22 protein-coding genes are annotated in these 22294 nt (G+C 56.8%); 11 read left to right on the top strand and 11 right to left on the bottom strand.

Going from position 1 to position 22294, the window contains the following annotated elements; genetic code table 11:
* Nucleotides 1-248: 248 nt before the first annotated feature.
* The 4 genes from AABB29_RS00460 (at nt 249) to parE (ending at nt 4330) form a co-directional block, all read left to right on the top strand.
* The gene (locus AABB29_RS00460; protein WP_341368812.1) at nt 249-686 is read left to right on the top strand and encodes a DsbA family protein; all 438 of its coding nucleotides are present in this window, start codon (nt 249-251) and stop codon (nt 684-686) included.
* Nucleotides 632-895, top strand: a complete 264-nt coding sequence (locus tag AABB29_RS00455; RefSeq protein ID WP_341368813.1) for a DsbA family protein — start codon at nt 632-634, stop codon at nt 893-895. Before AABB29_RS00460 ends, AABB29_RS00455 begins: the two co-directional genes overlap by 55 nt.
* A gap of 71 nt (nt 896-966) precedes the next feature.
* Entirely contained in the window at nt 967-2250 is a 1284-nt protein-coding gene (locus AABB29_RS00450; RefSeq protein ID WP_341368814.1) for an alpha/beta fold hydrolase, read from the top strand.
* Nucleotides 2251-2371: 121 nt separating this feature from the next.
* Nucleotides 2372-4330 (top strand): DNA topoisomerase IV subunit B, encoded by a 1959-nt coding sequence (parE, locus tag AABB29_RS00445; protein ID WP_341368815.1) that lies wholly within the window; start codon nt 2372-2374, stop codon nt 4328-4330.
* Between the two features lie 6 nt (nt 4331-4336).
* On the opposite strand, the gene AABB29_RS00440 is transcribed toward parE, so the two are convergent.
* The gene (locus tag AABB29_RS00440) at nt 4337-4783 is read right to left on the bottom strand and encodes a hypothetical protein (RefSeq protein ID WP_341368816.1); all 447 of its coding nucleotides are present in this window, start codon (nt 4781-4783) and stop codon (nt 4337-4339) included.
* A 439-nt stretch (nt 4784-5222) separates the two neighbouring features.
* A complete protein-coding gene (locus AABB29_RS00435; RefSeq protein ID WP_341368817.1) occupies nt 5223-6458 on the bottom strand; it encodes an AAA family ATPase in 1236 nt (411 codons plus the stop codon).
* A gap of 120 nt (nt 6459-6578) precedes the next feature.
* Between AABB29_RS00435 and AABB29_RS00430 the strand changes: the two genes are divergently transcribed.
* Together AABB29_RS00430 and AABB29_RS00425 are read left to right on the top strand one after the other, a co-directional pair.
* Nucleotides 6579-7472: an IS1 family transposase gene (locus tag AABB29_RS00430; protein WP_341368818.1), complete on the top strand. Its 894-nt coding sequence runs from the start codon at nt 6579-6581 to the stop codon at nt 7470-7472.
* Nucleotides 7473-7889: 417 nt separating this feature from the next.
* Nucleotides 7890-8597: a DUF1194 domain-containing protein gene (locus AABB29_RS00425; protein WP_341368819.1), complete on the top strand. Its 708-nt coding sequence runs from the start codon at nt 7890-7892 to the stop codon at nt 8595-8597.
* On the opposite strand, the gene AABB29_RS00420 is transcribed toward AABB29_RS00425, so the two are convergent.
* Both AABB29_RS00420 and AABB29_RS00415 read right to left on the bottom strand, forming a co-directional pair.
* On the bottom strand, nt 8594-9235 hold the full coding sequence (locus AABB29_RS00420; RefSeq protein WP_373636710.1) for a DUF3047 domain-containing protein: 642 nt from the start codon (nt 9233-9235) through the stop codon (nt 8594-8596). The genes AABB29_RS00425 and AABB29_RS00420 overlap by 4 nt on opposite strands.
* Nucleotides 9236-9330: 95 nt before the next feature.
* A complete protein-coding gene (locus AABB29_RS00415) occupies nt 9331-9714 on the bottom strand; it encodes a c-type cytochrome (protein WP_341368821.1) in 384 nt (127 codons plus the stop codon).
* A gap of 96 nt (nt 9715-9810) precedes the next feature.
* Between AABB29_RS00415 and AABB29_RS00410 the strand changes: the two genes are divergently transcribed.
* On the top strand, nt 9811-10245 hold the full coding sequence (locus AABB29_RS00410; RefSeq protein WP_341368822.1) for a DMT family transporter: 435 nt from the start codon (nt 9811-9813) through the stop codon (nt 10243-10245).
* Nucleotides 10246-10258: 13 nt separating this feature from the next.
* Here the strand turns inward: AABB29_RS00410 and AABB29_RS00405 are convergent, their stop codons facing one another.
* The 7 genes from AABB29_RS00405 to proS all read right to left on the bottom strand — a co-directional run bounded on the left by AABB29_RS00405 (nt 10259) and on the right by proS (nt 16440).
* Nucleotides 10259-10939 (bottom strand): ABC transporter ATP-binding protein, encoded by a 681-nt coding sequence (locus AABB29_RS00405; protein ID WP_341368823.1) that lies wholly within the window; start codon nt 10937-10939, stop codon nt 10259-10261.
* Nucleotides 10932-12197, bottom strand: coding sequence for an ABC transporter permease (locus AABB29_RS00400; protein WP_341369035.1), 1266 nt, complete (start codon nt 12195-12197; stop codon nt 10932-10934). Before AABB29_RS00400 ends, AABB29_RS00405 begins: the two co-directional genes overlap by 8 nt.
* Before the next feature lie 31 nt (nt 12198-12228).
* Nucleotides 12229-12930 (bottom strand): ThuA domain-containing protein, encoded by a 702-nt coding sequence (locus AABB29_RS00395; RefSeq protein WP_373636709.1) that lies wholly within the window; start codon nt 12928-12930, stop codon nt 12229-12231.
* Complete coding sequence (locus AABB29_RS00390; protein WP_341368824.1) at nt 12927-13535, bottom strand: DUF2937 family protein; 609 nt, start codon at nt 13533-13535, stop codon at nt 12927-12929. Before AABB29_RS00390 ends, AABB29_RS00395 begins: the two co-directional genes overlap by 4 nt.
* A 96-nt stretch (nt 13536-13631) precedes the next feature.
* Nucleotides 13632-14534 (bottom strand): hypothetical protein, encoded by a 903-nt coding sequence (locus AABB29_RS00385; protein WP_341368825.1) that lies wholly within the window; start codon nt 14532-14534, stop codon nt 13632-13634.
* A gap of 11 nt (nt 14535-14545) precedes the next feature.
* Nucleotides 14546-15103: a peroxiredoxin gene (locus AABB29_RS00380; RefSeq protein ID WP_341368826.1), complete on the bottom strand. Its 558-nt coding sequence runs from the start codon at nt 15101-15103 to the stop codon at nt 14546-14548.
* Nucleotides 15100-16440: a proline--tRNA ligase gene (proS, locus tag AABB29_RS00375; protein WP_341368827.1), complete on the bottom strand. Its 1341-nt coding sequence runs from the start codon at nt 16438-16440 to the stop codon at nt 15100-15102. Before proS ends, AABB29_RS00380 begins: the two co-directional genes overlap by 4 nt.
* 197 nt (nt 16441-16637) lie before the next feature.
* On the opposite strand from proS, the gene AABB29_RS00370 reads away from it, so the two are divergent.
* The 4 genes from AABB29_RS00370 to AABB29_RS00355 all read left to right on the top strand — a co-directional run bounded on the left by AABB29_RS00370 (nt 16638) and on the right by AABB29_RS00355 (nt 22294).
* Nucleotides 16638-17741 (top strand): AI-2E family transporter, encoded by a 1104-nt coding sequence (locus AABB29_RS00370; protein WP_341368828.1) that lies wholly within the window; start codon nt 16638-16640, stop codon nt 17739-17741.
* 1 nt (nt 17742) lies between these two features.
* A complete protein-coding gene (locus AABB29_RS00365; RefSeq protein WP_341368829.1) occupies nt 17743-18402 on the top strand; it encodes a DnaA ATPase domain-containing protein in 660 nt (219 codons plus the stop codon).
* A gap of 50 nt (nt 18403-18452) precedes the next feature.
* Nucleotides 18453-20621 carry an RNA degradosome polyphosphate kinase gene (locus tag AABB29_RS00360; RefSeq protein ID WP_341368830.1) on the top strand — a complete coding sequence of 723 codons (2169 nt, stop codon included), beginning with the start codon at nt 18453-18455 and terminating at the stop codon, nt 20619-20621.
* Between the two features lie 125 nt (nt 20622-20746).
* Complete coding sequence (locus tag AABB29_RS00355) at nt 20747-22294, top strand: Ppx/GppA family phosphatase (protein WP_341368831.1); 1548 nt, start codon at nt 20747-20749, stop codon at nt 22292-22294.

Genomic DNA, 22294 nt, shown 5'->3' with positions numbered 1-22294 from the left:
AAATTTTACTTTTCTCTGCAGCATCGCGGGGTTCGAAACCGGGTGGAAAGGTGGAGATTCCGATCATAAACAGATTCGTTTGCCGATCGTGCACCCGAAAAAACTGAAACAAAAATGTCTGCCTGGGAGTTTATTACCCATATTCGAAACGATGCGGTTGCGGCCTGTGAACGGCCACGCACGTATCGCGCGCTTGTGTCTTATCCGTAAGGTAGTCACTCTGCTTGGGACGGCACACAGGCAAGCTTATGACAGAAATCATCTATTACTATTCGGCCCATTCGGCTTTTGCCTATCTGGGCTCGGCGCGGCTGAGTGCTATCTGCGCAGCACATGATGCCAGGTTGATCCACAGACCGATCCCGCTATCGCCAGTGGTCGAGGCGCAAGGCAGCCTTCCGTTTCGGGACCGCACGCAGGCCCATGTTGATTATTTCTTTGGTCGCGAAATCGAACGATGGGCGGATACGCGTTCGGTGCCAGTGATCAGCCACCGCCCGACCTACCATGATGCTGATTACAGTCTGGCCAGCCAAATGATCGTCGCGCTGGGCGATCAAGGGCCGGCTGTGGATGCGCTGGCGCACGCTATTCTGCAGGCCCATTGGGCGATGACGCGGACCTATCTGATGTGCCGACACTGGCCGCTTTGGCCAGTGATCTTGGGCATAACGGGGATGCGCTGATCGCACTGGCCCAATGTGCCGACGTCCTGGCGCGCTACGCTGAGAACGCAAGTGAGGCGCTGCGCGCAAATGTGTTTGGCTCGCCCAGTTATGTGCTTGCGGGTGAAATGTTCTATGGCCAGGACAGGCTTGAAATGCTTGACCGGGCCTTGCATGCGCCGTTCCAGCCAACCCGGTGGCGAAATCCGCCGGTCCACGACCAAAAATAATACGGACCCTGTTCAGGGGGGCATCCTGCGCTACGTTCCTTCCCGTAAAACAACTTATGGGGGAGACTTAAATGCGTGCGATTTCAACAGCCCTGGCCTTGATCGGGGCAACAGCAGCTTTTGCTGAAAACCGGATCGATATCGTCCGGCCTGACGCGCCCGCATTGGCGGCATATGGTGATCACAAGATCGGCGTGACCAGCATGATCTTCACCAATCCTGATCAGATTGACGTGGTCAATACCGGGGCTGAGGGCGAAATCGCACGGTACGACCGTAGCCTGACCGTTGAAATCTGGTATCCGGCTGTGGCCGAGACCCAGGCAGGCGGCACGCTCACCGCGCTGCTGCGCGACGGCGTGACCGAAGCCGTTCTGACCGGGCAGGCGGCCCGCGATGCGCTGCCTGATACCTCTGGTACATTCCCGCTTGTAGTTGTCTCGCATGGCTATCCGGGCAATCGGTTTCTGATGGCGCCTTTGGCTGAAAACCTGGCCTCAAAGGGCTATGTGGTGGCCGCGATCGACCATCCAGACAGCACCTATGACGATCAAACGGCCTTTGGGTCGACCCTTGTCAACCGGCCGTGGGACCAACGGTTTGTGATTGATCAGATGGGCGCGCTTGAGGGCGATCTGGGCGGTATTATCCAAGACGATAACGTCGCGATCATCGGCTATTCGATGGGCGGCTATGGGGCGCTGATCTATGCCGGGGCAGGGGTGACGCCGGTGAGCACGACCTATGAATGGGGGGCACCGCAGGGGCTGCTGGAACGGAACATGATGGGCACCGACAGCCATGCCGCGCTGGCCGACGACCGGGTGAAGGCCTTTGTTGCTTTTGGGCCTTGGGGGAATAATGCGGGGTTCTGGGACGCCGATGGCTTGGCCGGGGTGAACAAACCGCTGATGCTGATCGCAGGCAGCGTAGATGATATCTCGCAATATGATGCGATCCGGGGGATTTTTGAGGGCACTGTAAACACAACGCGGCACCTGCTGACCTTTGAGAACGCAAACCACAATGCCGGGGCGCCCATGCCCGCGCCCGTTGAAAGTTACGGGTTGCCTGCCGCCGATGGCTGGTTCCCCTTTGGCCATTACGCTGATGCGGTCTGGGACACGACCAAAATGAACAATATCAGCCAGCATTTCATCACCGGCTACCTTGATCTGCACCTCAAAGAAGACAGCGACAAAGCGGCCTATTTTGACCTGATCCTATCAGGCGGGGACGGGGTCTGGGCGGTCGACGATAACGGCGATCACGCGGCCGAGCATACCTACTGGACCGGCTTCCGGCAGCGCAGCGCCTTTGGGCTGATGTTTGAAACAAGAACGGCACGGGAGTAACGCAACCTCTGACCGGCAATCGCCAAGGGTCAAAACGGGCCATCTCAACCGCAACAATCGCTTCCCCCGGAAGGGCCAGCCTGCCATAATGCTGCGCAAAGCAAAGATATGAGCAGAACCCATGGCCAATGACCTTCTCTCCGGGGGCAGCCCCGACGACTATAACGCCGACAGCATCGAAGTGCTCGATGACATGGAACATGTCCGGTTGCGTCCGGGGATGTATATCGGGGGCAAGGATGACCGGGCCATGCACCATATGGTGGCCGAGATCATCGACAACTCGATGGACGAAGCCGTCGCCGGACACGCCACCTGGATTGAGGTCGAACTGGACGAAAACCGGAACGTGTCGATCACCGACAACGGGCGGGGCATCCCAACCGACCCGCACCCGTCCGACCCGAAAAAATCCACGCTCGAGATTATCTTTTGCACGCTCAACGCCGGGGGGAAATTCTCGGGCAAGAACTATGAAACCTCGGGCGGGCTGAACGGGGTAGGCTCCTCGGTGGTCAACGCGCTCTCTGATCATCTGCGGGTCGAAGTCGCGCGGAACAAGGAACTGGTCGCGATGGAATTCCAGCGCGGCGCGCCCACGACAAAACTGGAAAAGGTCGGTGCGGCCCCCAACCGGCGCGGCACCAAAGTCACCTTCCACCCCGACCCGGAGATCTTTGGATCGCTCAAACTCAAGCCCGCGAAACTTTTCGCGATGGCGCGGTCCAAGGCCTATCTTTTCTCAGGCGTCGAAATCCGGTGGAAGACGGCGATTGCCGATGGGGACACGCCCATGCAGGCCAAGTTCCACTTCCCCGGCGGGCTGGCTGATTACCTGAACGAGCGGCTTGAAGGGGCGACAACCTACGCCGACAAACCCTTTGCGGGCACGGTTGAGTTCATGGACAAGTTTCAGGAACCCGGCAAAGTCGATTGGGCGATCAACTGGTCGCCCGTGCGCGACGGGTTCATCCAATCCTACTGTAACACCGTGCCCACGCCAGAAGGCGGCACGCATGAGGCCGGGCTATGGGCCGCGATCCTCAAAGGCATCCGCGCCTATGGCGAACGGGTCGGCAACAAGAAAGCCAAACAGATCACCCGCGATGATCTGCTGACGGGCGGGGCGGCGCTTGTCTCGGTCTTCATCCGCGATCCGCAATATGTCGGGCAAACCAAAGACCGGCTGTCCAATGAAAACGTGCAGAAAATGGTTGAAGGGGCAGTGCGCGACCACTTTGATACTTGGCTGGCGTCGGATACGAAATCCGCAGGCGCGATCCTCGATTTCCTTGTGCTGCGGGCCGAAGAGCGGCTGCGCCGCAAGCAGGAAAAGGAAACGGCGCGCAAGAGTGCCACCAAGAAACTGCGGCTGCCCGGCAAGCTGACCGATTGCACATCCAAAGACCGGGCGGGCACCGAGCTGTTCATTGTCGAGGGCGACAGCGCTGGCGGTTCCGGCAAAGGCGCGCGCAACCGTGAAAAACAGGCGCTCTTGCCGCTGAAGGGGAAAATCCTCAACGTGCTCGGGGCGGCCTCAAACAAGTTGACCTCAAACGCCGAAATCAACGACCTCTGCGAGGCGCTTGGCGTCGGTATGGGCACCAAATTCAACGTCGACGATCTGCGTTATGACAAAATCATCATCATGACCGACGCGGATGTCGACGGCGCGCATATCGCGTCCCTCTTGATGACCTTCTTCTTCACCCAAATGCGGCCTCTGATCGACCAAGGGCACCTCTACCTCGCCTGCCCGCCGCTCTACCGGCTGACACAAGGCGCGCGGCGGGTCTATGTGGCCGATGATGCGGAAAAAGAGGCCGTGATGGCCAAAGGCCTCGGCGGCAAAGGCAAAATCGACGTGCAGCGGTTTAAAGGCCTCGGCGAAATGGACGCCAAAGACCTCAAAGAGACAACCATGGACCCGGCAACCCGCAAACTGATCCGCGTCACCGTGCATGATGAAGAACCGGGGGAGACAGCCGACCTGGTCGAACGTCTGATGGGCAAGAAGCCGGAGCTGCGATTCCAGTATATTCAGGAAAACGCGAAGTTCGTGGAGGAATTGGATGTTTGAGTTGGCCTAAACAAAGCCCCGCTTTCTATGTATCGGGGGCCTTGTTCTCTTTCCATGAACTAAGCCGTTTGAGCCTGCATTAAAGCTATATTTGCAGTTTGGGCATTCACTGTATTGATCATTCATCCGACCTAGCCGGTAGAGCTTACCGTCTTCTTTAACTTCACAAGTGGGGCAGAAAGGTAGTCCCACTGGTTTACCTTCAGAAACTTCATACTTGAAGCCTTCGACTTCCAGTAGATTTGACTGTAGTTCGGCCCTTCGCTCATGCGCCATAAGCGTAGCTTTAAGTTCGGCTATTTCCGTGTCTCGGTTTAGGATTTCTTCTTTCGCCGCTAAAAGCAGTTCTCGAAGTTCCAAAATTCTCTCTTTAAATTCGAGATCAGAAAAATCTTTTTTTATCTCAGCAAGGCGTCTCGCACCTTTGGTTAAGTCGGTCAAAATACCGGACATACTTGTAACTCCGAAAAGTGTTACTCTTAATCACAAAATTCAACTCTAAATGGAATTATAGTTCAAGCAAAATCAACCCCTAAGATGCTTCTCGACACAAAGGGCATCGCCTGAGCCTCGGGGTGGGTGCGAAGCGCCCTCCCCATGGGGGAGGCTCGGGCGCTGCCCGGCGTTGCCGGGGTAGTGGGTCACTTTGAAATTAGATAGTTTGCCCTCGCGCGAGGGAGTGCTTATCTTGGGATCATGACAGATAAAACCAGAAGACCCCGTGACGCCAACCAGCTTGCCAAGTTCATTGTGGACGTGGCGACAGGTGAAGAACCTGTGCATGAGCCTGACACGTCAGCGCAGCGCAAGGGCGGTCTAAAAGGCGGAAAGGCGAGAGCCAGAAACCTAACCAAGGCAGAGCGCGAAGCAATTGCCCGCAAGGGGGGCGAGGCTAAATCGCAAAAAGTTCACCCTGTTCAGGAGACGAAAGAGCGCTCATAGCGTCTTCGGGAATGATCCCCGCCTGAATGCCTTTCATCAATACATATGGCTGCATGGCAGGTTCCGTGAACCTAAACCTAAAATTCCTAACGGTACCCTTTTGCTGAAGTATGTCTCCTCTCTTATCAGAGGCGAAGTCGGTAAGATTACCGTTAAAATATTCAACCGTTCTTTTTTCTCCGATGATACCACTAAATGGTTGCTCCACATCCTTTGGAGTGAACCATCCACTTGCATCGGTTTTGGTAAGCGCACATGCCGTTAAAAGCTGCCGAAATGTAGCTCTTGCCTGATTACTATTCGTGGCAGTCTCATACGCACTTTTGAGAGTGTGCTGGGAGCTTTCAATCGCGGTCAAAATCCCATTATCAATGTCTTCTTCGGCGACGTTTAGGCTTTGCCTATCAATTGCAGAATAAACAGATGCTCTCCCTAAGGCGTGTGCGAAAGAAGGGAGACCCTTAGAAAGACCCGTAATTTTCCATTTTGCGTCACCGCTAAGTGTCATTCCGAGCTGCTCAATCCGTTGATTGAGAAGCAACTGGATTTCCTCGGTCTTCATGCGGGGCATCAAAACCTCTTCGGAACATCTGATAATTGAGCCGTGACCTCGGACGAGATCATCCACATTGTCGCCCACCCCAACCACTACGATAGTCGCAGGTGTGCCCTCGTCCGACACGGCCTTAACAGTCTCAGACATTAGGCGGGCGGCCTCTTCATCTTTAAGCTGTTGGAATTCATCAATAACGATGATGGGAATTACCGATTCTCCGAAATAATTTAGTTCGCGAACAACGTCTGATGGACTGATATTATCTGGGTACAAGTCTGCGACGTTGTACTCCTGATAAATGCCATCCCTATGAGCTTGAAATTTGATGCTCCGGAAAACATTCTCCCAGATCGAGGTAAACGTATCCGTGCTAACCACAGCCTTGCGGACATACTGGACGCTCTTTAATCCCCTTGGGACAAAATATTGGAGAAGCTTTGCAATTGAAGTTTTCCCAACGCCTGGCTCACCAAACAAGATCGCATGACGACCACGTTCCGCGACAGCCTCAACCAACTTATCGATCTGCGATGCCCGACCGGCAAACAGTTCAGTTGTCGTCACTGGACTTGATGGAGTAAATAGGTCCGCTGCGTGGAACCTCAAAGCTCGCCAGTCGTCATCCGTCATCTTCACCACTATTTCTAGTTCCCTATAAACTAACCTTAGTGATAGCATTACTAAGGTTAGTTCGGCTTTTCAAGGTATCTTTTGCTTGACTATCGGTCAGTTTGAAATTAGGTTGGCTGTATGAGAAAATTGGACACCAAAACCCGCGCCTTGATCATCCGCCTTCTGGTGGAGGGCAACTCCATCCGCGCCACATCGCGGATTGCTGACGTGTCCAAGAACACCGTCAGCAAGCTGCTTGAGGATGCGGGCAAAGCTTGCGCCGCCTACCATGACGAAAACGTCAAGGGCGTCGAGGCAAAGCACGTTCAGGCAGACGAGATTTGGTCATTCTGCTACGCCAAAGCGAAAAACGTTGAGGGCGCGAAGGCCGCACCTGCGGATGCTGGCGACATTTGGACGTGGACTGCAATGGATCGCGACAGCAAGTTGATGATCTCTTACACAATCGGTGATCGTTCCGGCGCAACAGCCCGTGAGTTCATGTTCGATTTGGCATCCCGCGTTGCCAATCGCATCCAGTTGACCACAGACGGCCACGGCGCTTACCTCAAGGCCGTTACAGACGCATTCTCCGGCGATGTAGATTACGCGATGCTGATAAAGCAGTACGGCGACCCTACGGGCACAAAAGGCCATGAGCGCAAGTATTCCCCCGCCGAGTGCACTGGCGCGATCAAAGAGAAGGTATTTGGCAATCCAATCATGGAAGATGTTGGCACATCGCACATTGAGCGCCAAAACCTGACAATGCGCATGGGTATGCGTCGCTTCACTCGCCTTACCAACGCTTTCTCTAAGAAGGCGGAGAACCACGCCTATGCGGTTGCCCTTCACTTTATGCACTACAACTTTGTTCGCACACACAAGACGCTGCGCATGACGCCAGCAATGGCCGCTGGCCTTGTCGAAAGCCCTTGGGAAGTTGAAGACATTATCAAGCTGGTAGAAAAGGCAGAAGACGCTGCGCCAAAGAAACGCGGGCCTTATAAGAAAAAAGATATTTCAAAGTGACCCACTACCGTTGCCGGGCGGGACATTTCCACCGGGGGGTTTTTCCTGTAGGATGGGAGAAACCCACTTGCTAACCTGACCGCGACAAGCCGATGGCGCCGGTCTGATCGGTCGCCATTGGAACGCCATTGGTCCGAGAGACAATGGCGACACCGACCCAGCGGGTCGGCGATTTGGTCAACCTCGCACACCGCCGAAATGGAAGATGTATCTGGCCACCATAAATCAAGCTGCGGGCTATGGCGCATCGCCGCCCCTCGGTCCGGCGCTCATCCCGGCTGACGTTCCGTAGGGTGGGTGAAACCCACGCGCCCCCAAAACGCGCACCCACGCGCAAATTGCCGAAATCATATGTACACAAGCTGTACGGGATATGTACGCATTGCATACACGCATTTTCGCGCTACCATCCCGATTATGCGCTTTCTCATCCTTGCCCTTTGCCTTGCTGCACCCGTCTCCGCCCAGGAAATAGAAACCGACCTTGAACTGGTCCTTTTGGCCGATGCCTCTGGCTCAATCGATGCCGATGAGCTGGCCTTTCAACGCCAATCTTACGCCGCCGCGATCACCGATCCGGCGGTCGTGGCGGCCATTGAAAACACACTTTATGGTTCAATCGCAGTGACTTACGTCGAATGGGCGACGAACCAATCAACCGTGGTTGAATGGACGATCATCGCCGATATGCAAAGCGCCGAAAGCTTTGCCAACGCCCTGATCGGCCCCCCGCGCGGGGCATCGGGGCGCAACGCGATCGGATCGGCGTTGCTCTACGGTATGAGCCGGATAAATAACAATGATATCAGGGGCTTCCGCCGCGTGATCGATTTCTCTGGCGACAGCATGGGCAACACCTACGGCCCCCCCATTACCGTCGCCCGCGATGAAGTTGTGGCCGACGGCATCACCATCAACGCCCTGCCCATCCTGCGCGACGGGCGCAATTTCGGCTTCGATCTGCCCCAAGCCTATGAGGACAATATCATCGGCGGCCCAAACGCTTTTGTCCTTCCCGCGCAAAGCGGGCCTGAGTTTACCGAAGCCGTGAAGCGTAAGCTGATTCTTGAGATCGCAGGCACAACCCCGCAGACCCGCTACGCCACATTGCTGTTGGGGGATTAACGCAAGACCAGATTACCAATCGCGGCCCGGATCATGCTGTCTGTGTCGTCGCTATCGCCCGACACGGCCAGCCCAACCAGCGCGCCAGGTTGCCCGCCAAAGGCCCGCGCATAATCTGCAGCGAGATCAACGCTTTCGCTGTGCGATCCGGTGCCGGCCTGTCGCAGCGCGATGGTCACACCTTGGCCGCTTGGCCCATAAGGTGAAGGGATCACCTGACCTCGCCCGTGGTTGCCGCCCCATGCGTATTGGATGATCCGTACGTCATCGTTGCCAAGCAGGCTGCGGATATTGGCCCCTTGCAAGCTGGGCGCCACGCTTTCGGGCACAAACACAAAATAGAGCGAGATATTTCGATCATCCCCGCCTTTCTGCGCCAGATTTGTCGCTGGCACCGACTGCTCTACCGTCCAGGCCCAGGACGCCCCCCGGCTGCCCCAGTCGCTTTGGCTGACCCGGGTCCATGCGATTGAGACGGACCCGTCTGAGGCCATGCTGAGCGTATTGCCAAAGCTGTAATCATTCGAGCTGAAGAGCGACAACCGTTGTTCCTGCCAGCCATTGGCAAAGCTGATCGGACCGGCAGCGGCGGGCAGGGCAAGTGAAATTGCAGTGAGTGTGGCGAGTATCTGGCGCATGAGCACTTCCTTTGTTGCGTATTGGGCCCGTTATGCGACTGAAATGCCAAACATGCTCTTCGCGAAGCTGTGAGGTCACACCATTGTCAACTTCGTTACCGCTGCAGGCCTTCCAGATAATCCGTCAGAGCCAGTAACTTCAGGGGCACCGGCGTACCCAGGCCATCATTTTCGACGATAACCGCCTCGCCCAGATCACCCGCACCGAATTCTGGCATGGCGGTGCTGAAATGGGCGCCCCGATCAAGCCCGTCTATCGTGCTCATCACCTGATCGCGTGGGAACACGCCGCCATTTCGCGCTGCAATACTTGTCAGATCGGGGGGCGTTGTGGCCAGTCCGCCAGCCGCAGGCCCGCTGCCGGTCGCATCCGCGCCATGGCAACCGGCGCAGCTTTCCAGATAAGCGGTCCTGCCATTGACGGGTTCTTCGACACAGGCGGTTAATCCGAGACTGATCAGAATGACGAAATAGCGCATTGGGGACCTCCTATCCTAAGACATGGTTAACGCAGTGGCTGGCCTCTCGCCTTGATCTAGGTCAGGGTCGCATCAATCATTCAGGACGGAGAGATCATGCTTCATCACGCGCTTATCATGCTTGCGGCCGGTATCGGCATCCCGGTTCTTGCGGCCCTGAACGCGGCCCTTGGCCGTCATATCGGATCACCTGCCGTGGCGGCTTGCACGTTGTTCGTCGTGGCGTTTAGCGTTGCATTGGTTGTGGCCTTGGCAACCAACCCGCAAGCCGTGGCCAAGCTTGCCACTGCCCCGCGCCATCTGTTTATCGCAGGCGTTTTCGTGGCGTTCTACGTGCTGTCCATCACCTGGATCGCGCCGGTCATGGGGGTTGGCAATGCGGTGTTTTTCGTATTGCTTGGCCAGCTGATTTCAGCTGCAGCCATTGATCATTACGGCATGTTCGCGGCGCAAAGCACCCCGCTGAACTGGACGCGCGCGGCAGGTATCGCGCTAATGGCGACGGGTGTTTTTGTGACGCAAAAGACCTAAAAAGGGCAGGGGCCTAGGCCTCAAGCACCCCGCCGTTGAGCCGTACTTGCCTGTCCATACGCCCCGCCAATTCCAGATTGTGGGTTGCGATCACGGCGGCAAGACCGGTGTCGCGCACCAGGCTCATCAGCGCGTCAAACACCTTGTCAGAGGTATCGGGATCAAGGTTTCCGGTCGGCTCATCCGCCAGCAAAAGCGCCGGTTCATTGGCCAATGCGCGGCAGAATGCGACGCGCTGCTGCTCGCCGCCGGATAGGGCCGCTGGCCGATGTCCGGCCCGCGCAGCGATGCCGACCTTGTCAAGCAGGGCCATCGCGCGCTCTTCCGCCGCCTTTGCGGAAACCCCGTTCGCCAGCTGAGGCAGAACGATATTTTCCAGTGCGCTGAATTCCGGCAAAAGATGATGGAACTGGTAAATAAATCCAACGGTTGACCGGCGTATGGCCGTGCGTTTGCGATCGGGCAGGTTGGTCATATCCGTGCCCTCAATGGCCACAGAGCCCGCATCGGGCGTATCCAGCAGTCCGGCGATATGCAGAAGGGTCGATTTACCCGCGCCCGAGGGGGCGACAAGTGCCACAACCTCGCCCGGTTTAACGTCCAGCGACACGCCTTGCAGTACTTTGACCTCATTGGGTTTGCCGCTGTTATAGGATTTGGTCAGGCCGGTCAGGCGTAAGGTCAGATCATTCATAGCGCAGCGCCTCAACCGGGTTCATCCGCGCCGCACGGCGGGCGGGAAAGATCGTGATGATCCAAGACAGTCCTAGTGACAGCGATACCGCTTTGATGACGTCCGCAGCATGTAGCTGCGCCGGGACATTATAGATGCCCCGAATGGACGGATCCCACACCCCGCCACCAGCCACGAAATTCACCAGGCTGAAAATCTGATCAATGTAGAGCGCGAAAAGGCAGCCCAGGATCACCCCAAAGGCTGTCCCCAACGTCCCGATACCTGCCCCGCAGATGAAGAAAATCCGCAAGATTGATCCTTCGGTCAGCCCCATTGTCCGCAGGATCCCCACATCGCGTCCCTTGTTTTTCACCAGCATCACAAGGCCGCTGATAATGTTCATTGAAGCGACCAGCACCAGGATCGCCATGATCACGAACATGACGTTGTCTTCGATGGTCAGCGCCCGCAGAAAGCGCCCGACACGGTCCTGCCAGCTATAAGCCCAGATACCGGCTCCAGCCGCATTGGCGATGGGTTGTTTGAGCGTTTCGGACATATTGATGTCGTTCAGCCGCACTTCAAGCTCATCTGCTGCCCCATCGCGATTGAAAATCAGCTGCGCGACGTCGAATGGCAGATAGGCCCGCACTTCATCAATCTGATAGCGCCCGGTTGAGAAAATATAGACGATTTCATATGCATTGCGTCGCAGTGATTGCCCAAAGGGGCTTTGCGCACCAGAGCGCACCGTGATTTCGATCGTGTCACCGATCCCAAGCCCTAGATTGGATGCAAGCGCAGAGCCAAGCGCGATACCATTGGGCAGATCGTCGATATTGCCGATGGTCCGTTCGCTTTGCACAATCGCATCAGAGGCTTTCAAATCCTCCAGCTTGATCCCGTAAATATCTGCAAGCCCGATTTCGCCCGAGCCTGACGCCATCGCTTGCCCCCGGACCAAAGGCGCGACCGACCGCACCCCGTCAACCGCTTTGATGCGCTCTGCCATCGCGTCGTAATCGGTGATCACGTCGCGCGGCATGACCACAGAAACATGCGCGTTTGCCCCGGCAATCGTGTCAATGAATTCAGCCCGGAAACCCGATCGCACGGCCATGACGGCAATCAATGCAAACACTGCCAACGTCACCCCGATCAGGCTGATCCAGGTCATGACGCTGACCCCGCCTTCGGCCCGTTTGGCCCGGATGTACCGCCAGGCGATCATCCATTCGAATTTCGAAAAGGGGGCGGTGTGTTTGACCGTCGCCATGGGGGTTCCTTTCACGGGGTTGGACAAACCCTTACCAGTGGTTTCCCGGGCTTTGAAGGGGGGCAAGATCGCGCCCCTTGGCCGCCGCCTTGCCGGCCGCCGCCCAAAGCACCCCGCGTTTGAGCATCTCATAGGCGGGCCCATGGTCGATGACATCGGCCTTATGCCCCAGTGCGTTGTAATAGACCCGGCCCAGCCCCCATTGCCGCGTCCAGACCACGGGCATGTCCACTGGTCCATTAGGGCTGTGATACCAGGTGACCGCATCTGTCCGCGTTGTGGCGAGCACCCGGTTGGCGGGGTCAATATGCAGGTAATATTGCTCGGACGTGACATCAAAATCGGGGATGCCTGCGACCAGCGGATCATCGGATGTGATCTGCACCCGGTATTGCACCCCATCCCCGCCCGGATGCGCCACCCAATTGGCCCCGGTCATGAATTGCCAAAGCGGTGAGGACCGGAACGCATCGCACATCCCCCCGTGGCAGCCTGCAAGGCCTGTGCCATGGGCCACCGCTTCGGCCACATTGCTGGCTGCCTCGCGGCTGATCGTGCCGTCGGTCCAGACCGGGATGATCAGGTCATAGGTTTTCAAGGTTTCGGCGTCGTCGAAACACTCCAGCGTGTCGGTGACAGTTACATCACCGTCCAGCATGCTCTGGAACAGCGCTGCCACTTTTTGCGGCTCATGCCCGTCCCAGCCACCCCAGACAATTAGCGCCTTGGTCATCGCTGCGCCCCCGCAAGGCGCGGGATATGGCTGGGCGTGTCCGTGACCAGCGTTGGCCGGGCCACGGGTGGGTCTTTGCGCATCCCCGGTTCTTTCCGTTTAACCGGCTCTGGCCGGCGCGCTTTGAGACGGCGAAAGGGCGCGGTGCAGCTGGCAAGCAGCGCCGCCATCAGCGCCCAGCCGCCTAGAAAACCAGTACCTGCGCTGGCGACACCGGCCAGGCTGGCAGGCACCGCCGGGCTGTAATCGCCCCAAGTTGCAGCCAGCGTTTCGCTGTCGGCCATGCGGTGAACGAGGGTCAGGCGTTCAAGGGCGCTGGCCTCTTGCAACACCTGCAAATGCTCGGACAGCCGCGCGTGGCGGGCGAATGTGCTGCGCATATCGGCCTGATGGCGATCGGCAAAACCTTCGCCGCCCAGCTGTTCAAGCGCCTCTTCACGGCCGAGCCCCTCGGCCAGGGCGGAGGCGTCGAAGTCTTTGACAAAGCGCGTCAGCTCATCCACCTGCCCGCCAAGGCGTTGCAGATATTGCTGGGAAAACTCAGGAAATTGCGACAAAGCGCCCGCGCCGCATAGCGCGCCTGCAAGACAAAGGACCTTGATCATTGCAAGGCCTCATGGGTTGTTTGGGATGTCATCTGCTGCCTCGTGACATTTTGTTTTGCAGGCAGAATAGCAGGGTTTTGCAGGCGCGTTAACGGTTTATTGGGATGCGGGCGGATTAATGGGGATCATGCCTTCCGACGCTTGGATCGGATGCCAGTTCTTTCTTTGTGAAAAACACAGGAATTCTTTGTCCGCCTCATAAAGGTACCGAAACCCCGCAAAGATCGTGTTTCGGCAGCTTTCAGGTAACCCATTGTATTCAGCGGAAAGCCGTTCCCAGCGAAAATTAAACCATCCCATGCGATCATTGGTGGGCAATGCATTGGCCAGCAAAAGCGCCGTACATTCAACGAAACCCGGCGTGCTGGGGACATGGGCGACCAATTCAACAACCTCACGTGGAAACCAGGACTCATTTTTTGGAAACTGGCAGTCTTCGTTCGCCAGCGCTTCACCTAGCGCCTCAAGATGTTGATCCGCCAGATACCCGTAATCTGCTTGAGACACTGACTTTTGGATATGTGAATCCATTCTTTGGGCAAGTCGGCAGAGCGCAGGCATGACATCACCGACATGCTGGGTTAACCGGCTTGTTTGTGGCAAAAGATATGACGCAGGTTCGTAACGGAACGCGCTATCTTCGATCGTGTCCAATCCACGCAGGATGGCTGCGCGCAGGACGTCCGGTGCTTCGTGGATGCGCACAGTTGCTGCGTCCGCGAAGTCTTTTGTATCTTCATGCCAGAGCCCATGTTGCAGGGTATTCGCGATCAATACGGCCGTTGCAATTTCGGCATCGTCGGATGCATCGAGACATAGTGTAGCCAGCTCTTCGTAACTTGCCTGATCGTCATCACACAAAAAGCGGCAGCCGTTTTCTCGGATGACGCGGATCAAATTTGACCCGCCAATGGTGGTAAGGCGTTGATCATCGTGTGCCTGAAGCAATGAGATCAGATCAAAGGCGGATTGTGCTTGCCGAAAACTGTATTCGGGCACCCTCCGAGCCATTAGGCATTGCCCAACCATCTAATGACATTCTCGGCGTCCTGATCGGGCGGAAAGACCGGGTAGAAGACCTGTTTGATGGTTCCTTCTCGGGCGATCAATGTCAGCCGTTTCAGCAGGGTTTTTCCATCCGCTTCAAAGCTGGGCAGGGTCAACGCCTGACCAAAGGCCCCTTCGGAATCCGATAGCAGGGGGAACGGCAGATGCAGCCGTTCGGCAGCTTCAGATTGATAGGCGCTGTCTTGGGCCGAGAGCCCAAAGAGGTGATCGACGCCGTAGCCCCTCAGCTCTGCCGCGTGATCACGAAAGGCGCAGGATTGCGGGGTGCAGCCGCGGGCGCCGGGGATGTTGTCCCACCCGTCCGGCAGGTCCCGCTCAGGGCGGCCTGTCATCGCGTAGACATAGATCACCACGGTGCCCGTCAGCGATGACAGGTTGACATTTGGCCCCTTCGTTGCGGGTAGCGTCACATCCGGCAAGGCCATCCCGTGGAGGTGATAAGCGGCCCCATCATCGGCGGGGGCCGGGATCAGGGTCCAATCGACCTCGGTCAGGCTCATGCGATGCCAGCGTAGATTTTCGCGATCTTCTCAACCGCTTGTTCGGGCGGCATTTCTTCGCTGTCGCCAGTGCGTCGGCACGTCACCTCAACCACGCCGTTTTTCAAACCGCGCGGCCCAACGGTGATCCGCCATGGCAGGCCGACCATATCCATGGTCCCAAATTTGGCCCCGGCCCGTTCGTCCCGGTCGTCATAAAGCGGCTCAAGCCCCAAGGCGGTCAGGCTGTTATAGATCGCCTCGCAGGCCGCATCCGCCTCGGCGTCGCCTGATTTCATATTCAGGATACCGCAATGGAAGGGGGTGACGCCTTCGGGCCAGATGATGCCTTTGTCGTCATGGCTGGCCTCAATGATCGCGCCAAGCAGGCGCGAGACCCCGATGCCATGGCTGCCCATATGCACGTTGACTTTATTGCCTTTGCCATCATCGACGGTGGCATTCATCGTCTGGGAATATTTGGTGCCGAAATAGAAAATCTGGCCGACTTCGATGCCGCGCGCCTTTTGCCGCCGCTCTTCGGGGACTTCGGCGTAGATCGCGTCATCATGCGTCTCATCCGTGCGGGCGTAATGGGCTGTCCATTCGTCGAAAATGCCCTGACACTGCGCGACATCGTCAAAATCAATCTCACGATCGCCCAGGTGCAGGTCAAGGACCTTACTGTCGTAGAAAACCTCGCTTTCGCCAGTTTCGGCGAGCACCAGGAATTCATGGGTATAGTCGCCGCCAATCGGGCCGCCATCAGCCTGCATGGGGATCGCTTTCAGCCCCATGCGTTCATAGGTGCGCAGGTAGCTGACAAGATGGCGGTTATAGGCGTGCAGCGCGTCTTCTTTGCTCAGATCGAAGTTATAGCCGTCTTTCATAAAGAACTCGCGGCCCCGCATGACGCCAAAGCGAGGACGGACCTCATCCCGGAACTTCCACTGGATGTGGTAGAGCGTCAGCGGGAGCTCTTTGTAACTGGTGATATGGCTGCGGAAGATGTCGGTGATCAGCTCTTCGTTGGTCGGACCATAAAGCATGTCGCGCCCATGCCGATCCTCGATCCGCAACATCTCGCGGCCATAGTCATTGTAGCGCCCGCTTTCCTGCCATAGCTCGGCCGGTTGCAGCGTGGGCATCAGCATCGGCAGATGGCCCGCGCGCTGCTGTTCTTCATGCACGATGTTTTCCAGCTTGCGCAGCACCTTAAAGCCCAGCGGCAGCCAGGAATAGATGCCTGCGCTGGATTGCTTGATCATGCCAGCCTGCAGCATGTAGCGGTGGCTGACGATTTGGGCCTCGCGCGGTGTCTCTTTGAGAACAGGCAGGAAATAGCGGCTCAGGCGCATGTGAATGTCCCTATATGTCGTTGGTTTTCCCGGTTTAGGGTGCCGCGCCCAGACTGGCAAGCACCGACAAAACGCGGTGCCGGATAATTTGGCATCTGAATCGGGTCCTTGTCACAACGCTGGGGTAAATTTTTCCCGCCTCTTGCACTGGCGCCGCCCATACCGCATCTATCATGCAGGCAAAAATGGACATCTGCATGGCACTTCCCGTTGAACAGCAAGTCAAATATTGGAGCATCACCGCCGCGGTCTTACTGCTGCTTTTATGGTTTTTGCACGATGTGATACTGCCATTTGTGCTGGGCGGGGCGATTGCCTATTTTCTGGATCCGGTTGCTGACCGGCTTGAGCGGGCGGGGTTCACCCGGACCATTTCGGTGGTCATCATCTCGGCCATCGCGACGCTGGTTTTTGTGTTGTTGATCCTGTTGGTCATTCCAACACTGATCCAGCAGACCGCCGCGCTGATTGACACCGCGCCAGAGCTGTTTGAGCGTCTTCAAGGCTGGTTGACCGAGCGGTTCCCGGCGCTGATGGATGCCGATAGCACCATCCGCCAGCAGTTATTGGCCATCGGCGAAGCCATTCAGTCAAAGGGCGGAGAGCTGGTAAACGGCATTGTCAATTCCGCGCTGGGCCTGATCAACATCCTTGTGCTTTTGATCATCGTGCCTGTCGTCGCATTCTATATGTTGCTGGACTGGGACAATATGACCGCAAAGGTCGACAGTATGTTGCCCCGTGATCATGTTGATACCATCCGGCATCTGTTTTCGCAGATTGATCGCACCCTTGCGTCTTTTATCCGGGGGCAGGGCACCGTTTGTCTGGTCTTGGGCACTTATTATGCGGCTGGATTGATGCTGGCGGGGCTGAACTTTGGGTTGATCGTTGGCTTTATTGCCGGGTTGATTACTTTTATCCCATATGTGGGTGCCCTTGTTGGCGGTGCGCTGGCCGTGGGCCTCGCCCTGTTCCAGTTTTGGGGCTCGGTTGAGGTGACAGATGGTGAGACCGTGACCTATGCCACGAATTGGCTGCGCATCGGGATTGTGGCGGGTATTTTTGGTCTTGGGCAATTCCTTGAAGGGAACATTCTGACGCCAAAGTTGGTGGGGAGTTCGGTTGGATTGCACCCGGTCTGGCTGCTTTTCGCCCTGTCTGTCTTTGGTTCGCTTTTTGGCTTTGTGGGCATGTTGGTGGCCGTTCCTGTGGCCGCTGTCATTGGCGTTTTGGCCCGATACGGGCTTGAGCAATATAAGGGCAGCCTGCTGTTCCGTGGGCTGTCCAGAGACGAATGAAATGCGTAATCAGCTGTCTTTCGACTGGCCTACCGGGGTAGCGCTGGGCCCTGAGGATTTCTTTGTCTCTGAGGCCAATGAACAGGCCTATGCGATGATCAATGCGCCGCAGTCCTGGCCGGATCGCAAGCTGGTTGTTGTCGGCCCTGCGGGGTCTGGCAAAAGCCATCTGACCCGGATTTTTGCTGATCAAAAAGGTGCCCAGCTTGTTGCCGCTGCTGATTTGCAGGCAAGTTTTCGGGCGGATGCCGCATCGGTCATTGTCGAAGACATGGAGCAGCTTGCACAAAGCGCCGAAGAGCCGATGTTTCATCTGCATAATCACCTTCGCAATACGGGCGGCATGTTGTTGATGACCGCCAGCATCCCGCCAAGCCGGTGGTCTATCGCCCTGCCTGATCTGGCCAGCCGCATGCAGGCCACCCATATTACCCGGATTGATAGCCCTGATGATGCCCTGCTGTCGGCCTTGATCATGAAGCTGTTTGCAGATCGCCAGATCATGCCTAAACCCGATCTTGTGACTTATCTGGTGCCGCGGATTGAGCGTTCGTTTGCAGCGGCTGCCGATATCGTGGCGCGGCTGGATGCAACCGCGTTTGCACAAAACCGCAAGATCAATATCACCCTGGCCCGGGCGCTGCTGGACAACGCGGGCTAACACCGCAATACTTGTCATAGAACCGCAACAGTTGCGGGACATAAGGCCTCATGAGCAAAGCGAATTTTCTTGAAGGCGACTATCCGTCGCCCACCACACTCGATATCGATCTGGCGTCGCCAGCCCGCTTCGTGAACCGCGAGCTTAGCTGGCTGGGCTTCAATTGGCGTGTGCTGGAAGAGGCCGAAAACCCGCGTGTTCCCTTGCTGGAACGGCTGCGCTTTTTGTCGATTTCTGCCACCAATCTGGATGAGTTTTATACGGTGCGCGTCGCTGGTCTGCGCGAGCTTGCCAATGAAGGAAACACCACGCCCGGTCTTGATGGGCGCAGCCCTGCCGAGCAACTGGTCCTGATTGATATTGATGCGCGTGCGCTGATGGCCCGCCAGCAGACCGTCTACAGTACGCTGCAATCAGAGATGGCCGATCAGGATATTCATCTGCTCACCCGCGACACGCTGAGCGACGCAGATATCGCCCATCTTGAAGACGTCTTTTTGGAAAAGGTCTTTCCCGTCCTGTCGCCTCTGGCGATCGATCCGGCGCACCCGTTCCCGTTTTTGCCCAATGAAGGCTTTGCGCTGGCCTTGCAGCTAGAGCGCCCGTCCGACAAGCGCCAGCTGCGTTCGCTTTTGCCCGTGCCCGCACAAATTGATCGCTTCGTGCCGCTGCCATCTGAGAACGGCCACCGGTTTTTGCCGCTCGAAGAGTTGCTGCTTTTGCATATTAGCCGCCTTTTCCCTGGATATAAGTTGAAAGGCAGCTGCGCGTTCAAAGTGCTGCGCGATAGCGATCTGGAAGTCGAAGACGAAGCCGAGGATCTGGTGCGCGAATTTGAAACCGCGCTGAAACGGCGTCGGCGGGGCGAGGTTGTGCGCCTGAAAATCTCGGCCGGTGCGCCAGGCGCGTTGAAATCGCTGATCATGGATGAGTTGCATGTCACCGAAGAAACAGTGGTTGAGGTCGACGGTCTGATTGGAATCGCCGATCTGAAAGAGCTGGTGCTTGATAGCCGCCCCGATCTGTTATGGCCTCCCTTTGCCCCGCGTGTGCCAGAGCGCGTGCAGGACCATGATGGCGATATGTTTGCGGCCATTCGCCAAAAGGACATGTTGCTGCATCACCCGTACGAAACCTTTGACATGGTCGTCCGGTTTCTGAACCAAGCGGCCCGTGATCCCAATGTTGTCGCGATCAAGCAAACGCTTTATCGGACCTCGAAGCGCTCACCCATTGTTGAGGCGCTTTGCGAAGCGGCCGAAGACGGTAAATCGGTGACAGCATTGGTTGAGCTGAAAGCCCGGTTTGATGAGGCAGCCAATATTCGGCAGTCCCGCCGCCTTGAACGGGCTGGCGCACATGTGGTTTACGGATTTTTGCAATATAAGACCCATGCCAAGATCAGCACCGTCGTGCGCCGCGAAGGCGATAAGCTGGTCACCTATACCCACTTCGGCACGGGCAATTATCATCCAATCACAGCACGGATTTATACCGATCTGAGCCTGTTCACATGCGATGCGAACCTGGGCCGGGACGCCACAAAGGTGTTCAATTATCTGTCCGGGTATGCTCAGCCTGATGGACTGCAAAATCTCAACATCTCGCCGCTGACCCTGAAACAAACCCTGCTGGATAATATCGCGGCTGAGGCTGAAAATGCCCGCGCCGGGAAGCCTGCGGTGATCTGGGCCAAGATGAATTCTTTGATCGAATCCGACGTGATTGATGCGCTTTATGCGGCCAGTCAGGCGGGTGTGAAAATCAGCCTTGTGGTGCGCGGCATTTGCGGTTTGCGCCCCGGAGTAGCGGGGCTGTCCGAAAATATCCGCGTGAAATCCATTATCGGTCGCTTCCTAGAGCATTCGCGGATTGTTTGCTTTGGCAATGGCAACGCGCTGCCCTCGAAAAAGGCGAAGGTCTATATGAGCTCGGCCGATTGGATGGGCCGTAATTTGAACCGGCGGGTTGAAACGCTGGTGGAAATCAAGAATGCCACCGTCAAAGCGCAGATCGTCGGTCAGATCATGGCCGCCAATATGGCTGATGTGGCACAAAGCTGGGTGATGGCCCCCGATGGCAGTTTTACCCGTGCAACTATTGATGAAGGTGCATTTGCCTTTAATTGCCACCGCTTCTTTATGGAAAACCCATCGCTGTCCGGGCGCGGGTCGGCCGGTGCATCTGACGTGCCGCAACTGACACATACGGACGACTAAGCCAGGGTAGGCGCACGTAAAAACTTTTTCTGGCTGTCAGTGACTTAGAGTCAATTCGCCGCTTTGCGAATTGACTGACCTGCGCACGCATCGCATGTTTGGGCCTGACCGGGGAAGAGGGATCAATGGCTGAGCAGGCGAACCCAGATACAGTCGATTGGGGGCCGTTCGGGCGACCGTTATTCGAAGATGATGCTGCCAAAAACCTCAGCCGGGTTGGCGTGATTGATGTTGGTTCAAATTCCGTCCGGCTGGTCGTGTTTGACGGCGCTGCCAGATCGCCTGCGTATTTTTACAACGAAAAGATCATGTGCGCCTTGGGGGCTGGCCTTTCGCAAACCGGGCATCTTAACCCCGAAGGACGTCAGCGCGCCCTATCTGCGATCCGCCGTTTTTCGGCCCTCGCTGCGGGGATGGGTATTTTGCCGCTAACCGCTGTTGCGACCGCCGCTGTGCGCGAAGCCAGTGATGGCAAGGATTTTCGTGACGAAGTTCTGCGCGAAACCGGCATTAAGCTGTGGATCATTGATGGCAAGGAAGAGGCCCGGCTGTCTGCGCAAGGTGTGCTGCTAGGTTGGCCGGGCAGCTATGGTCTGGTCTGCGATATTGGTGGGTCCTCTATGGAGCTGGCCGATTTGGCCGAAGGCCGGGTTGGACGCCGCGTTACCTCGGCCTTGGGGCCGCTGAAGCTGCGTGAGATCAAAGGCGGGCGGAAGGCCGTGAAGGCCTATGTGCGCGAGACAATGGAACAGCTGCATGTTGAGATGGGCGGCGTCACAGGCATGCGGCTTTTCCTTGTGGGCGGGTCGTGGCGCGCGATTGCCCGCGTTGATATGCTGCGGCGTGATTATCCGCTGACGGTCTTGCATGAATATCGTATGTCATCGCGCCAGATCAGCAAGACGGCCGAATTTATTCGCAAATCGGATTTGGGCGAGTTGCGCAATCGCTGCAATATATCGGAAAGCCGCATGTCCCTAGTGCCCTTGGCTACGATTGTTCTGAAAGAGCTGATGCGCACATTCAAACCCAAAGATGTGGCCGTGTCTTCATACGGTATTCGCGAGGGGATGCTTTATGAACAAATGCCCCGTGCCCTGCGCGAACGTGATCCGCTGGTTGAGGCCTGCCGCTTTGCCGAGGCCAAAGATGCCCGTATGCCGGGTTTTGGACGGGTTCTTTATGATTTTGTCAAACCACTATTCCCCCGGGCCAATTGGCAGCGCAAACGTATCATCAAGGCGGCATGTCTTTTGCATGATGTGAGTTGGCGCGCCCATCCCGACTACCGGGCCGAGGTCACGTTTGATAATGCCACGCGGGCCAATCTGGGCGGGCTGAAACATTATGAACGGATTCTTTTAGGGCTGGCCTTGATGAACCGTTACACCAACAAGAGCCGTAATTCGCGGTTTGAGCCGCTCTTTGCATTGCTCAATGACGATCAGATTAAAGAGGCCGAGGTGCTAGGAAAGGCGATGCGCCTGGGCGCGATGCTGCGTCTAAATGCCGATGAGGGCCCCGGCACATTGAAATGGAACGCCAAGCAGCGCGCGTTGACGCTGAAGCTGAATGCCCATACCCGCCCGCTTTTTGGTGAGGTTGCAGAAGCGCGTTTTGCTGCGCTAGCCACGGCCTTGAACGCCGAGGCCAAGGTGACTTTCAACAAATAG

The sequence above is a fragment of the Yoonia sp. BS5-3 genome (assembly GCF_038069655.2).
Taxonomy (GTDB): domain Bacteria; phylum Pseudomonadota; class Alphaproteobacteria; order Rhodobacterales; family Rhodobacteraceae; genus Yoonia; species Yoonia phaeophyticola.
Note: the sequence above shows the minus strand (reverse complement) of the source record. Positions and strands in the feature narration are given on the sequence as shown.